This is a genomic window from Rheinheimera sp. A13L (assembly GCF_000217935.1).
Lineage (GTDB): Bacteria > Pseudomonadota > Gammaproteobacteria > Enterobacterales > Alteromonadaceae > Pararheinheimera.
The window spans coordinates 21,524-35,974 of the sequence record NZ_AFHI01000003.1; the positions used below are offsets into that span (position 1 = coordinate 21,524).

General features: G+C 45.7%; 12 protein-coding genes. 8 read left to right on the forward strand and 4 right to left on the reverse strand.

Features of this window, described 5'->3' with window-relative positions:
- Positions 1-182 precede the first annotated feature (182 nt).
- Positions 183-1,154, forward strand: coding sequence for a S41 family peptidase (locus RHEIN_RS02255; RefSeq protein ID WP_008897346.1), 972 nt, complete (start codon positions 183-185; stop codon positions 1,152-1,154).
- 124 nt (positions 1,155-1,278) lie between these two features.
- Here RHEIN_RS02255 and RHEIN_RS02260 read toward each other — a convergent pair whose 3' ends face one another.
- Both RHEIN_RS02260 and RHEIN_RS02265 read right to left on the reverse strand, forming a co-directional pair.
- Positions 1,279-1,854: a YceI family protein gene (locus RHEIN_RS02260; protein ID WP_008897347.1), complete on the reverse strand. Its 576-nt coding sequence runs from the start codon at positions 1,852-1,854 to the stop codon at positions 1,279-1,281.
- 76 nt (positions 1,855-1,930) lie between these two features.
- The gene (locus RHEIN_RS02265) at positions 1,931-3,121 is read right to left on the reverse strand and encodes a class I SAM-dependent rRNA methyltransferase (RefSeq protein WP_008897348.1); all 1,191 of its coding nucleotides are present in this window, start codon (positions 3,119-3,121) and stop codon (positions 1,931-1,933) included.
- Between the two features lie 90 nt (positions 3,122-3,211).
- Here RHEIN_RS02265 and RHEIN_RS02270 point away from each other — a divergent pair, with 90 nt between their 5' ends.
- Positions 3,212-4,219 (forward strand): NAD(P)H-quinone oxidoreductase, encoded by a 1,008-nt coding sequence (locus tag RHEIN_RS02270; protein WP_008897349.1) that lies wholly within the window; start codon positions 3,212-3,214, stop codon positions 4,217-4,219.
- Positions 4,220-4,365: 146 nt separating this feature from the next.
- Here RHEIN_RS02270 and RHEIN_RS02275 read toward each other — a convergent pair whose 3' ends face one another.
- Positions 4,366-5,766 (reverse strand): MFS transporter, encoded by a 1,401-nt coding sequence (locus tag RHEIN_RS02275; RefSeq protein WP_008897350.1) that lies wholly within the window; start codon positions 5,764-5,766, stop codon positions 4,366-4,368.
- 163 nt (positions 5,767-5,929) lie between these two features.
- Entirely contained in the window at positions 5,930-7,993 is a 2,064-nt protein-coding gene (metG, locus tag RHEIN_RS02280) for a methionine--tRNA ligase (protein WP_008897351.1), read from the reverse strand.
- 144 nt (positions 7,994-8,137) lie between these two features.
- Between metG and apbC the strand changes: the two genes are divergently transcribed.
- From apbC to RHEIN_RS02310, 6 genes are all read left to right on the forward strand, one after another.
- Positions 8,138-9,229, forward strand: a complete 1,092-nt coding sequence (apbC, locus tag RHEIN_RS02285; RefSeq protein ID WP_008897352.1) for an iron-sulfur cluster carrier protein ApbC — start codon at positions 8,138-8,140, stop codon at positions 9,227-9,229.
- A gap of 2 nt (positions 9,230-9,231) precedes the next feature.
- Positions 9,232-9,822 carry a dCTP deaminase gene (dcd, locus tag RHEIN_RS02290; protein WP_008897353.1) on the forward strand — a complete coding sequence of 197 codons (591 nt, stop codon included), beginning with the start codon at positions 9,232-9,234 and terminating at the stop codon, positions 9,820-9,822.
- A gap of 343 nt (positions 9,823-10,165) precedes the next feature.
- Positions 10,166-11,053 carry a DMT family transporter gene (locus RHEIN_RS02295; RefSeq protein ID WP_008897354.1) on the forward strand — a complete coding sequence of 296 codons (888 nt, stop codon included), beginning with the start codon at positions 10,166-10,168 and terminating at the stop codon, positions 11,051-11,053.
- A gap of 230 nt (positions 11,054-11,283) precedes the next feature.
- The gene (locus RHEIN_RS02300) at positions 11,284-12,786 is read left to right on the forward strand and encodes a DUF3300 domain-containing protein (RefSeq protein ID WP_008897355.1); all 1,503 of its coding nucleotides are present in this window, start codon (positions 11,284-11,286) and stop codon (positions 12,784-12,786) included.
- Positions 12,787-12,862: 76 nt separating this feature from the next.
- The gene (bla, locus tag RHEIN_RS02305; RefSeq protein ID WP_008897356.1) at positions 12,863-13,789 is read left to right on the forward strand and encodes a class A beta-lactamase, subclass A2; all 927 of its coding nucleotides are present in this window, start codon (positions 12,863-12,865) and stop codon (positions 13,787-13,789) included.
- Between the two features lie 73 nt (positions 13,790-13,862).
- Positions 13,863-14,438 carry a glutathione S-transferase family protein gene (locus RHEIN_RS02310; RefSeq protein ID WP_008897357.1) on the forward strand — a complete coding sequence of 192 codons (576 nt, stop codon included), beginning with the start codon at positions 13,863-13,865 and terminating at the stop codon, positions 14,436-14,438.
- Positions 14,439-14,451: the final 13 nt, after the last annotated feature.

Genomic DNA, 14,451 nt, shown 5'->3' on the forward strand with positions numbered 1-14,451 from the left:
AAAATGTGTGCGGCTACAGGCAGCATTATTTTAGCTTGGGATTAATGTGTAAAAAATACTGATGAGTACAACTTAACTTCGCAGCACTCTACGGATTTAATCTTGTGCATCCTCTTTGCAGTAAGTGATTATGGATCTGAATTTATCGTTCCCCGGTAAGACCGACGGTCAAGAAGGCTTGAATGAATTTATTAACTATCGCATTTTTCTTTTGTTTGCTCTTCGTAACCGGGATCTGTGTATCAGAAGAGCTGGATCTTAATAGAAATACAGTGATCCCGCATACTGAAGTAGAATTGGCAATCCAGAATATAGTCCACGAATTAAACGAAACATATCTATACCCAGAAAAGGCAAAAATAGCATCAGATAATTTACTCGCAAAATTGCGCTCGGGATACTTTAACCAGCAATATGAATTTTCACGTTTTAATCATGAAGTGACATCTATTCTATTTGACTCGACCAGGGATTCTGGCTTTGAGCTAATTAAACAGCAACCAATGACACTATCAGCCATAGATGAAAACAATCAAGAGTCAGATTCAAAGCCGCAAGACTCAATAACAGTAGAAGTTCTGGAGAATAACATCGGTTATTTAAAAATAACGGGTGATTTTTACTTTCCAAATGAGAATGAAATTCTTGAGGAGCATCTCAAAGTTTTATCTGATGTTGATGCATTGATTATAGATCTGCGTTCGGCTGATAAAATAGCAATAAATATAGCTCAACAGCTGATTAGCTACTTTGTGGAGCCTGGATTAGCTATAGGAAATCTCAGGTTCAATCAGCGCATCGACACTTTAAAATCTTTCAATACAAAAGGGTTTGATAGATTTAAGCAGGATTTTCCTCTCTATATCATCAATTCCTCTTTTGTTGCTGGCTCATGGGAATTTTTTGGCCACACACTTAAGCACTTTGACAAAGCAATAATTATAGGTCAGGAGACCATGGGGGTTGGACATATTGCCAAACCGATCAAGGTAAGTGACACTATGTCAATTATAATGAATCATGCTGTTATTACTCATCCAGTTTCAAATGAAAGTTGGGAAAGTTATGGTGTTGTTCCTGATTATTTCTTTGAAGGGAATTCCGCATTTGAAAAGGCGGTTGATTTAGCATCAAGCCAAGTTATGAACAAATGACATTTAAAAAGCATGCCAGATTAAATATTTTCGATATAAAAATTTGTCTGTTGAAATAAGCTAAATGTTATGTGAAACAGCCACCAAAAGGTGTCTGTTTCACAAATCCAAAAACACCAAAAACCTACTTTACCAGCACCAGACTAAAAGTGGTTGGTACCATTGGGCTGATGCTGTTCAGGCCTGCCAGTTCACGTAGTTTTTCTACGCCTGCGTTTAATTTGAATTTATTTACGTCCAGCATAATTGGCGCAACAGTGGTGACTACCAATTGGCTGTCTGACACTTTGGTCACTTTTACTTTAGCGGTCAGGCTTTGGCTTTGAGTGAGTAAGGTCAGGTCCAACTTTTGATCAACAGTCACGCTGTCACCGGTTTTTAAGCCAGTAAGTACTTTGCTGTCTACTTTGCCTTTGGCATTAATAGTTGCGTATTCTTTGGCCGCTAACACATGTTCCAGAATACGTTCGTTACGAATTGGAATGATAGTGTCTATGCTCATGACCGGGATAGCGACTGAGAATTCGCCTGCCGACGTTAACTTGCCTGTTAACTCTTTAAAGCTGTGGGTTTCGGCCACTACTTCATTTTTCACAGACACAAAATTCAGGCTGGATTGCTCGCTATTGACTGACCAGTCGGCTGCAGCGGAAAAACTTAAGGCTGCCGCCACTATTAAAGTTAACTTTTTTATCGTCATCGAACACTCCTTAGTTGATGGACTGGGGCAAAAGCCCCAATCAGAATACTTTTTAGAATACCGTTCAAAGTACAGTTCAAAATACCTTGCAAACTAAACCTTTCAGATAATGACCTTCAGGGTAGAAGCTGGCAATAGGGTGGTCGCTGGACTGACTGAGTTTCTCGATAAACAAACAATCTTTGTTGGCATCAAGAGCTGCGTCGGCCACTATTTTTTGAAACAGCATTTCTTCCATTAAGCCTGAACAGCTGAAGGTTAATAACAAACCGCCTGGTTTTACCAATTGCATAGCCACACGGTTGATGTCTTTGTAACCACGGGCGGCTTGCATCAGTTGGGCTTTGCTGTCGGCAAATTTTGGTGGGTCTAAAATTACCATATCGAACAACTTGCCTTGCTCTTTGTATTCGCGCAGTAACTTAAACACGTCCTGTTTGACGTTGCTGGCCTTGTCCAGTTCCATGTTATTTAACACTAAATTGCGTTCTGCCGTTTTTAAAGCTAAATCCGACATATCCACGTTGGTGACATGCTCTGCGCCGCCTTTTAAGCACGACAAAGCAAAAGTGCCAGTGTAGCTGAAGCAGTTCAGTACGGTTTTGCCTTTAGCCAGGCGGCCAGCCGCAGCGCGTGAATCGCGTTGGTCCAGATAAAAACCTGTTTTGTGGCCGTTGATCACATCGACCAGAATTTTCATGCCATTTTCTAAAATCACCACTTCGCCGCTTTCACGAGGTAAATGCAACCAGCCGGTGACAGGTTTTAAACCTTCCTTTTTACGCACATCTACGTCTGAACGCTCGTAAATACTGACATCAGGGAAAGTTTGCTTTAATGCTTCTACTATTAATTCACGGTTTGCATCGGCACCAGCGGATAACAACTGACAAACCAGCACATCAGCGTATAAATCAACAGTCACACCTGGTAAACCGTCAGATTCAGCAGCTACTATACGTAAACCGTTGGTTTGCGTTAGGTCATACATATCTTGGCGCACAGACCAGGCGCGCTGAATACGGCGGGTGAAAAAGGCCTGATCGATCTGTTCTTTTTCGTTAAAGGTCCAGGCGCGCACGCGAATTTGCGAGTCGGCTGAATAAGCACCGCGGCATAACCATTTGCCATCGTGGGTGAGTACATCTACAGTTTCGCCCGATTCTGGTTTACCTTTAACCTGGAGTACCGCTTTAGAAAATACCCAAGGGTGGCGGCGTCTTAAGGATTTTTCGCGTTCGGGTTGTAAAATGATACTGTGAGACATAGGTCAACTCTGTAGATGGGCAAGGGGCGCTATTTTAGTGAAGAGCGCGCAAAAGCTAAAGCAAAACTATGAAAAGGATCCACTAAATTGATGCAAAACCATGCAGTACCCAGTCAGATGACGGCTATTGAGGTGATTAACCCCGGATCTCAAAGCCAATTGCAGCAGGTGACAGTGGCTGTTCCTCAGGTAAAAGCAGGGCAAGTGCTGGTTAAAGTGGCCGCTGCAGGTATCAACAGAGCTGATTTGTTGCAGCGTACTGGCTTGTATCCGCCACCACCAGGTGAATCCGATACTTTGGGTTTGGAAGTCGCTGGCACTGTGGTGGCTGTGGCTGACGATATTTCAACAGACTGGTTGGGTGAAGCTGTATTTGGCTTAGTGCCAGGCGGTGGTTATGCCCAGTATGTGGCAATGAGTGCAGAGCATTTAATTAAAAAGCCAGCTGCTTTAGGCATGGCCGAAGCTGCAGCCTGCGCCGAAGTATTTTTAACTGCCTTTCAGGCCATGCGTGTTGTAGGGCATTTGCCGGATCAAGGCGCTTTATTAGTGCATGCAGGTGGCAGCGGTGTCGGTACTGCAGCCATACAGTTGGGCAAAGCTTCAGGCTGTTTTGTTGCTGTCACAGTGGGTTCAGATGAAAAAGCCAAAGCTTGTTTAGCTTTAGGGGCGGATTTTGCGGTGAACTATAAAACCCATGATTTTTCAGTGGAGTTAAAAGCAGCACGGCCACAAGGTTTTGATTTGATTATCGACCCTGTCGCAGGCGATTACATAGTTGAAGATATTCAGCTGTTGGCGCTGGATGGTCAGATCATTGTGCTTTCAATGCTCGGTGGCCGTATGACCCCAGAGCTGGATTTAGGTTTGATGCTGAAAAAACGGGGCCAGCTACTGTGTTCAACACTTAGAAACCGGACTGATGGCTACAAAGCGGCCTTGATCAGTGATTTTACTCAGCAGTTTGGGAAAACTTTAGCTGAAGGTAAAATTAAGCCTGTGCTGGCCCAAAGTATGGACTGGTCGGAAGCCGAAAAGGCGCATCAGTTGCTGGCTTCGAACGCCGTCGTGGGAAAACTGGTACTGACATTGTTTTAACCCCTTCGTACTTGAAGCTGCAGCTTTGTTACCTGCGCGCCTTCGCCCCAGTCACATAGGTAAACTACGCTCCTGGGGTCTCACGCACTTGTCGCCTAACTGCAACTCCAATTACTTTGGGTTTACTTTAGGTAAAGCAAGACCACTTATGCCGGTTTGTTTTTATCTGGCTCCGCTTCGGCTACTGCTACAGCTTCAACAGTTTCATTTTCTGTAGCAGCTTCGGTTTCACTCTCCATACTGCTTAATTCCTGATCCGCAGTGGGTAAGTCGGCTTCATGCAGATGAGGTTGTACCATTTGTTCCTGCACCATTTGCTCATCAACCCGTGGATCTAAAGCGGCAGCTAAAGGAGAAGATACTAAGTCGCCGGATGCCATTACATAATCCTGAGGCACTTCTTTATTCTGTTGTTTCTGCTGATAATTGACATGAGTTAAACGTAAAAACAGCAGCAGGGTGCAAAGCGCCATAAAACCATACAACATGCTGTTACCCACCATTTGCATAAAGGTGGATGCTATTAAAGGCCCAATACAAGCGCCCATACCAAAGGTCAGCAAAATAGTGGCGGACAAAGCGACTCTATGTTCCTGCTCCACATTCTGATTGGCCAAAGCTGTTGCCAGTGGGTACAAGGTAAAAGCCAGAATGCCAAAGGCAAAAGTGAAGATAAGCTGCAAAATACCGCTTAACGGCAATATGGCAATACAAAGCACCACTATGCCTAACAACACTGTATTAGTGCGAATTAAACGGCTGCGTTTGATTTTGTCTGATAACCGGCCCATAGGCCACTGCGCTACTAAACCTGCAACCACAGTAGTCGCCATATAAGCGGCCACTTGCTCTGTAGTGGCGCCGCTATGGGCTATATAAGCCGGAGCCAAACCGTAAAAGGAACCCACAATCACACCAGCCATCGCAATAGTGGTGAGCGACTGCGGTACTTTTTGCCAGAACAGTTTTATTTTCAGCGGCGCGGGCTGTAAAGGGGCAGGGTGAATACGGCGTGTTAAGGCCAAAGGCACAATACAAAGCGCAAAACACATAGCCACAATAAGCAGAGGTTTTAGTGTCAGTTCAGGGCTTAAACTAATGGCCAGTTGGCCCAGCACTAAACCTAAATAAGAGACAATCATATAACTGGCAAAGACTGTGCCGCGGTTTTTACTGTCGGCCTGCTCATTCAGCCAGCTTTCCAGCACCATATACATACACATCATGCCCATGCCGACCATAAGGCGCAGCACCAGCCAAATGGCTAAATCGTCTATCAAGGCATGGCCTAAAGCGCTTGCTGTGGTAATACCTGCACTGGCAACAAAAGCACGGATATGACCCACACGAGCTATTAACCTATGACCAATTTTAGAACCTGCGACCAAACCCAGATAATAAGCCGACATCATGCCGCCTATCCAGATTTGGGCGGCCGAGTCTGCGGCAAGGCGCAAACCTAAATAAGTGGTGAGTACCCCAGAGGCGAGTACCATCAATAAAGTGGCAAAATACAAAGAAGAAAACGAACGCAGAATGTTAGACATGCTTTTCCTTGTCACAAAAAAGGGTAGTAAACCTACTACCCTAAGTAATTGGAGTTGCAGCGCGACGACAAGTGCTCGAGACCCCAGGAGCATAGTTCACCTATGTGACTGGGGCGAGCGCGCGCAGTCAACAAAGCTGCAGCTTCAAGAACGACGGGTAGCTTTATTTCACTCTCATACCTGGCGTAGCACCATCATCTGGTGTTAACAGGAAAATATCACTGCCACCAGGGCCTGCTGCCATCACCATGCCTTCGGACATGCCAAAACGCATTTTACGTGGCGCTAAGTTCGCAACCATCACGGTCAAACGGCCAATTAATTGCTCTGGCTGGTAAGCAGATTTAATACCTGCAAAGACCTGACGTTGCTCATTGCCTAAATCCAGTTGCAGTTTCACCAGTTTGTCAGCGCCTTCAACATGTTCAGCGTTAATAATACGGGCTACACGTAAATCCAGCTTGGCAAAGTCGTCTATGTTGATGGTTTCGCCAATAGGTTCGATAGCGCCATCTGCTGGAGCAACAGCTGCTGCTTTGCTTTCAGCCACAACAGCTTTAGCGACCGGAGCCGCAGCCGTTTGCTGCAGGTTTTCTTTCGAACTTTCGACCATAGCTTCTACCTTTGTCATATCCACACGTTGCATCAATGGTTTAAACACATTGATGCTGTGATTGGTTAAAGCGGTCTGATAGGTTGACCAGCTTAATTCGTCGTTTAAAAACAGTTCTACTTCTTTCGCCATAGCTGGCAGAACTGGTTTTAAGTAATGCATTAAAACGCGGAAAAGGTTAATGCCCATGGAGCACACCAAATGCGCTTCGGTTAAGGTGGCTTCATTTTTTGCCAGCACCCATGGCGCTTTGGCGTCTATATACTGGTTGGCTTTATCCGCCAGCGCCATAATTTCACGGATAGCGCGGGCAAATTCACGTTTTTCAAAACTGTCGGCAATGGTTTCGCCTGCCGCTGTGAACTCGGCCAATAAATCGGGTTCTGCAATTTCGGCTGTTAACTTGCCATCGAATTTTTTGCTGATAAAGCTGGCGCAGCGGCTGGCGATATTCACCACTTTACCTACTAAATCTGCATTCACTTTTTGCGCAAAGTCTTCCAGATTTAAGTCCAAATCGGTGATATTGCTCGTGAGTTTGGATGCAAAGTAATAACGCAGATACTCCGGGTTTAAATGCTCAAGATAAGTACGGGCTTTGATAAAAGTCCCCTTAGACTTGGACATCTTCGCACCGTTGACAGTGACAAAACCATGAGCATAAACAGAGGTAGGTTTACGGTAACCCGCACCCTCTAACATAGCCGGCCAGAACAGACTATGGAAATAGATAATGTCTTTGCCGATAAAGTGGTAAATCTCAGCGTCTGAGTCTTTTTGCCAGAACTGGTCAAAGTTAACACCGGTTTTATCACAATAGTTTTTAAAGCTGGCTAAGTAGCCGATAGGAGCGTCCAGCCAGACATAAAAAAACTTGCCCGGAGCGCCTGGAATTTCAAAACCAAAATAAGGCGCGTCGCGGCTGATATCCCATTGCTGCAGGCCTTCAGTGAACCATTCCTGCAGTTTATTCGCCATTTCGTCCTGCAGTGAACCACTGCGGGTCCAGTCTTTTAGCATTTGCTCAAAAGCGGGCAGGTCGAAGAAATAGTGTTCGCTGTCTTTTAATACCGGAGTTGCACCTGAAACCACAGAACGTGGGTTTTTAAGTTCCACCGGGCTGTAGGTTGCACCACAGGAATCACAGCTGTCGCCGTTTTGATCCAAAGCACCACATTTAGGGCAGTCGCCTTTAACAAAACGGTCCGGCAGGAACATTTGTTTTTCCGGGTCAAACAACTGGCTGATGGTTTTGCGTTTGATATAACCACCCTGGTCCAGCTTGGTGTAAATATCGCTGGCAAACAAACGGTTCTCTTCGCTGTGGGTGCTGTGGTAGTTATCAAAACCTATTAAAAAATCCGCAAAGTCGGCCTGATGCTCTTGCGAAGTTTGGGCAATCATCTGCTCTGGGGTAATACCCAGTTGCTGAGCTTTGAGCATAATAGGGGTGCCATGAGCATCATCGGCACAGACAAAATAACACTGATGACCACGGGCTTTTTGGAAACGAGACCAGATGTCAGTCTGAATATGTTCCAGCATATGACCTAAGTGAATGGGGCCATTGGCATAAGGTAAAGCACTGGTGATAAGAATTTTGCGTTGTGTCATCGATAACTCATAGATATATCACTGAAAAAAGTGGCTTAATGATACAATAGCGCGCGTTAAAGCGCACCAGTTCAAAAGCAGCAAAGCGCTGGATCAGTAGCAAAAAACAGAGTTTTTACCCTGTACAGCAGATTGAGTGACACGATGTGGTTTAAATGGTTTAAAAAATCAGCAGAACAGCAGCCGGCAAGTGATGGCATGCCAGAAGCATTAGCCAAAACTTTGGCTGAATTTCAAAGTAACGAATTTCCTATGCCGCTGGATAGTTTAATTCAGCAGGCAAGTTTTACTGCTAAACAGAATAGCCTGAGTTTAACGCTGAAATTTCCATGGGTTTCTTTAGCGGATGAATTATTGCCTGCGCTGCAGCAGGTGCAGCCAGATCTCAGGCTTGAATTAAGCAGCGAAAATACAGCAGAACCAGCTTATCGCAACATCAAGCAAGTGATTTTGGTTGCCTCTGGTAAAGGTGGGGTGGGTAAAAGCACCACAGCTGTTAACCTGGCCGTTGCTTTAGGCTTAGAAGGCGCCAAAGTAGGGCTGCTGGACGCGGATATTTATGGTCCTTCCATTCCTACAATGTTGGGTTTAAAAGACGCCAAAGCTGAGTCACCGGATGATAAACACTTATTGCCTAAAGAAGCCGCTGGTATTTATCTGCAGTCGATCGGCTTTTTAGTTGATCCGGAAAAAGCTTCTGTCTGGCGTGGCCCCATGGCCAGTCAGGCTTTGCTTCAGCTTTTAAACGAAACCTTATGGCCTGACTTAGATTATTTAATTGTCGATATGCCACCAGGCACAGGCGATATTCAGTTGACGATGTCACAAAAATTGCCGGTGACAGGGGCTTTAATAGTCACAACGCCGCAGGATGTGGCCTTGGCCGATGCACAAAAAGCCATATCTATGTTTCGCAGCGTGAATATTCCTGTACTTGGATTGGTGGAAAACATGAGTTTTTACCAGTGCAGCCACTGCGGTAAAATCGATGACATTTTTGGTACCAACGGCGGTTTAGAATTAGCTGAACGTTATCAGGTGCCTGTGCTGGGTCAGTTACCCTTACAAAAACAAATACGCCAGTCCTGTGATGCCGGAACGCCAATTGTGCTGAATTCAGCCGAAAGCGGTACTGGTTTTTACCGGGCTATAGCACGACAACTGAGCTTTGCTTTATATTGGAACTCTCAACATCAACAAGCAAAGCAACCCGAAATTATTTTTACGGATGATTAACCATGAGATTGTGTGACCGCGACATTGAAGCCTATTTAGATGAAGGCAAGATCCAAATTACGCCACGGCCAACACCAGATATGATCAGCGGTGTCAGTGTGGATATTCGCTTAGGCCATAAATTCCGCACCTTTCGTGCTTATGCCGCTGCATTTATTGATTTAAGTGGCCCACGTGAAGAAGTGGATCACGCGTTAAATTCAGTAATGAGTGATGAAATTGTATTAACAGACGATGAAGCGTTTTTCCTGCACCCGGGCGAACTGGCTTTGGCTATTACACTCGAATCCGTCACTTTGCCAGCGGACATAGTAGGCTGGTTAGATGGCCGTTCTTCATTGGCACGTTTGGGCTTAATGGTGCATGTAACTGCACACCGTATCGATCCGGGCTGGTCTGGCAATATAGTGCTGGAATTTTATAACAGTGGTCGTTTACCACTGGCGCTTAGGCCCAATATGAAAATTGGTGCTTTGAATTTTGAAACTATGACAGGTGAAGCTGCCCGTCCATACAACAAAAGACTGGATGCTAAGTATCAGCAGCAGACAGGTGCTGTTGCAAGCCGCATCAGCCAGGACGACCAAAGTTAAAAAACTCCTGCGTTATTTGGCAAAGGTTTTAGGTCAGACGGGCGCGGGTAAACCGCGCCCCTGCACTCAGGCCTAGCCACAACATCAACTACTTTGGCGTTGGAATTTGCGGTGGGGTTTGAGTGTACTGGCCCAGAAATGAAAAAGCCCATACAAAAGTGGTATGGGCTGAAGCAATAAAGCAAAAATGAAGCGGGGTAATTATGCAGTATATCTGCATAGCTTCGCAACCCGGCTTTTTTAGATTTTTCCATCTTTTTGCGTTTTAATTGCATATTTAAGTAAAAAATCAGAAAAAATTTCAATTCAAAGTTCAGCACCCCATGATTTACAGGAGTTTTTAATGCAGCCTGCCAGTTTTGTTCGTCTGTTCAGTTTGGCCGCTATTTGGGGTTCCTCGTTTTTATTTATGCGTATTGCAGTCGGAACTTTAGGACCTGCGGCTTTGATGACGGGCAGGGTGTTGTTTGCTGCTGTGTTTTTAGCAGGAATGGGCTGGTTACTGAAAAAACATCAGCTGGATTTAAAAAACAACTGGAAGCATTTTTTTATTCTGGGCTTTTTTAACTCGGCATTGCCGTTTTTGCTTTTTGCTTATGCCGCTCAAACCTTAACGGCTTCTGTGTTGTCTGTGCTTAATGCTACTGCGCCTATCTGGGGCGCTTTGATTGGCATTCTGGTCTTCAGGCAAGGCCTGAACTTGCGTATTCTGCTGGGCTTAGTGCTGGGCATTAGTGGTGTCGCTATTTTGGTAGGTTTTGACCCTGTGGTGTTGGAACCTGGTGCTTTAGTGGCAGTGTTTTGCGCAGCAGGCGCTGCCTTTTGTTATGGCATTGCCACCCATTACACTCGGTTGGCAAAAACTGTTGCACCCTACACTAATGCACACGGCAGTATGTGGACCGCAACTCTGATGTTGGCTCCGGTGATATTGCTATTTCCAATACAGGCGGATATCAGCGTCAATGTGACTTTTGCTGTGCTGGCGCTTGGCGTGATTTGTACCGGTGTGGCTTATTTATTGTATTTCCGTTTAGTTCAGGATGAAGGTGCTACTCCGGCTTTAACTGTCACCTTTTTAATTCCGGTATTTGGCGTATTCTGGGGCCATGTGTTTTTAGATGAAGCCTTAGGCTGGCATACTTTTGTCGGTGTGGCCGTGGTGATCACAGGCACCTCCTTAGTCACGGGTTTTAAACCTTCAGCACTTTTCAGAGTCAAAGCTTCATAACCTGATAATCAGTGCAAGTCTGGTATCGGTTTTACATGCTTCGCCTGTATATAAAGAGGCAAAGTTCATTCAGAAGCTGTTCAGGCATTCCTTGCTATAACTTCAGGCAAGCTGGTGATAAAAACATCAGGCTAAAACGAGTTTTTAGAGTGTGGCGTCGGATCTCGCGACACTTTTATCCGTAGATCCGAATTGTGGTGGCCATGGTTATAACGTGGCAGGAGCGTACTATGCATGCCTTGATGAAATGCTTACCTTTGCTTTCAGTGGCTTTATTCCCAGCCTTGTTGGTTGCTCCTGTTGCAGCACAACAAACCGCCAGTGCCGGAAGCACTGTGCAGAGTTTTAGCCAGGCTGAGCTGGACGCTATGCTTGCTCCTGTGGCTTTGTATCCGGACACAGTGTTGTCGCATGTGTTAATAGCGTCAACCTATCCACTGGAAGTGATTAAAGCCCATCGGTGGGTGGAAGAACACCCTGGTTACAATGCGGAAAAAGCACTGGACGAAGTGGAAGACATGGACTGGGATCCAAGCGTTAAAGCCTTGGTACCTTTCCCACAATTGCTGCAACGTATGAGCGATGACATTGACTGGACTCAACGTTTAGGTGATGCCTTTTTAGGTCAGGAAGCGCAAGTGATGACCAGCATCCAGACGTTACGTACCAAAGCCTATGCTTCAGGTAATCTGGATAAACAACAACATATTAAAGTGGTGAAGGAAGAAAAAACCATCATCATTGAATCTGCTTCACCAAAAGTAGTGTACCTGCCTTATTACGATCCACAAATCGTCTATGGACCATGGTGGTGGCATAGCTACCCACCTGTTTATTGGCATGTGCCTGCAGGTTATGCTGTGAATCGTGGTTTTTCCTGGGGCCTGGGTATTCATATTACTCCGGGATTCTACTTCAGCAGCTTTCACTGGCCGCGCCGGCAAATCGTAGTGATCGATCATCGTCATCATTGGCGTGATCCTTATTACTATCGCAGTCATCAGATAGTGCATCATAAAAAGTCACATCACTGGCGCCATAACCCGCACCACAGACGTGGTGTCAGTTACCATGCTGGCTATCAGCCAACCCGCGAGTTCAGCGGCAACCGTAGCTATCAAAACAGAGAGCAGCAACGTGAATGGGCGGCTCAAACCCGCGAAAACAAAGGTTATGCTGCTGATCGCAAGTTTAACAATGAAAAAGCTCAGCGCTTTGATGACAAAGAACGTCAGTTTGAGCGGAACAAAAAAGGTGATGAACTCGTTCGCCGTGCAAAAGAAGAAGGTCCAAGGCTGAGAGTGGAACCTACGAATTCACGTGAATTTAAAGACAAGGACCAGCTTATACGGCAGGATCTGATTAAAAATCGTGAGTTGCCGAAATTAGATCGCCCAGTTCAGCAACCCAGGCAAGAGATAGCACGGCCGGAACGGACTCACCAGTCCACAGGATCGGAGCGTGTTAAGTTTGAACGACCTGTACAACAAGCCAGAACTGAAGTTGCGCGTCCGGAACGGAATTATCAAACACCTCGCGTCGAGCAGCCAAGAGTTGAGCGCAGTTACCAGGCCCCCCGGATTGAACAGCAGCGGATCGAGCAACCCAGAGTTGAGCGCAGCTATCAGGCACCTCGTGTTGAACAGCCGCGGATGGAAAGGCCCAGGGCAGAGCAACCCAGAGCTCAGGTTCGGGAGATGCGCAGTTCGGAAGCACGCAGACAGATTGAATAATTAGTCATGGTCAGAATAAGAAGGCAGCCACGGCTGCCTTTTCTATAATCAATATAAAGTATAAAAGGATAGTCCTATGAACTTAATAGCAAAATCGGTTTTGAAGGCCACAGCTGTGCTGGTCCTGACGCTGAGTTCATTTGTTATTTCTGCACAATCCCCTTTGTTAAAAGAGCAAATTGAAACCATAGTGACAGGTAAAAAGGCCACAGTTGGAGTTGCGGTGTGGGGGCCTGATGACCTGGAACCTTTGCTGGTGAATCCCTTTGAAAAGTTTCCGATGCAAAGTGTATTTAAGCTGCATTTAGCTTTGCTGGTTTTACATCAGGTGGATCAAGGCAAACTGGAATTGAGCCTGTCGGTGGCAGTAAAACGTGCAGAGGTATTACAAAATACCTGGGCTCCTATGATGAAAGATTATCAGGGCGACGAATTTACTGTCACCATTGAGCAACTGCTGCAGTATTCAGTGTCGCACAGCGATAATGTGGCCTGTGATCTGTTGTTTGAACTCATTGGTGGGCCTGCGGCTCTGCATGCGTATATTCAGTTTGTGGGGATAGCAGAAACTGACGTTGTGGCCAATGAAGCGCAAATGCATGCTGACGATCAGGTGCAATATCAAAACTGGACTTCGATGAAAGCTGCCGCCCGGATCTTAAAAAAGTTCGAACAAAAAGAGCTGTTGTCTGAAACTTCTCAGGCCTTACTGTGGAAATGGATGGTGGAAACCACCACAGGGCCAGAGCGATTAAAAGGTTTGTTACCTGCAGATGCTGTCGTAGCGCATAAAACCGGTACTTCAGGTATCAGGGGTGGAAAAACAGCGGCAACCAATGATATAGGGGTCATCATGCTGCCCGATGGCCGACCTTTGCTGGTAGCTGTCTTTGTGAAAGATTCAGCCGAATCAAACAAAACCAATGAAGCTATAATCGCGCAGGTAGCCCAAGCCGCCTATCAGTTTGAACTGAAAAAGCTCTCTGCAGTGAGTCCAAATTAAGCCGGTATCAGGGCTATCGAAGCCAGTTGCTAAGGTTGTACACTAAAGCCCTGATCTGAAAATGGAGTAGGTTATGCAGTTATTAGGTTCTGTGGCTTCACCTTTTGTGCGTCGGTTACGTTTAGTGCTTGCTGGTCAGCCTTATCAGTTTGTCGCCTTAAATATTTTTGAATCGGAAGGACGTTCTGTACTGGTGAAACACAATCCGGCCCGTAAAGTGCCGGTGTTGGTTGACGGTGAGCAGGTGATTTTTGATTCAGCTGTGATCTATCGTTATTTAGCGCAAAAGTTAAATTTCAAACCATTAAACTGGGATCAGGAAAACAGCCTGACGACCATTAACGCTTGTACTGATTCGTTGGTCGAGTTGTTGCTTTGCACGCGTTCAGGTTTTGATGTGAACGAAGACAAACTGTTTTTTAATCTGCAGCACGAGCGTATTCAGGCCACGTTGGAAGCGCTGGAGCAGCAGATCAAAGCAGGGCAGTTTGGACAGTGGGACTATACAGCGATTAGCTTGTATACCCTGGTTGACTGGATATTGTTTAGGGATTTAGTCGATTTAAAACCTTTTCCGGTGTTACTGCAGTTCAGAAGCGAACACTTAAAGCAGCCTATGGTGGCTGAAACCGATCCACGTTTAAGCTAAATGCCAGACCCGG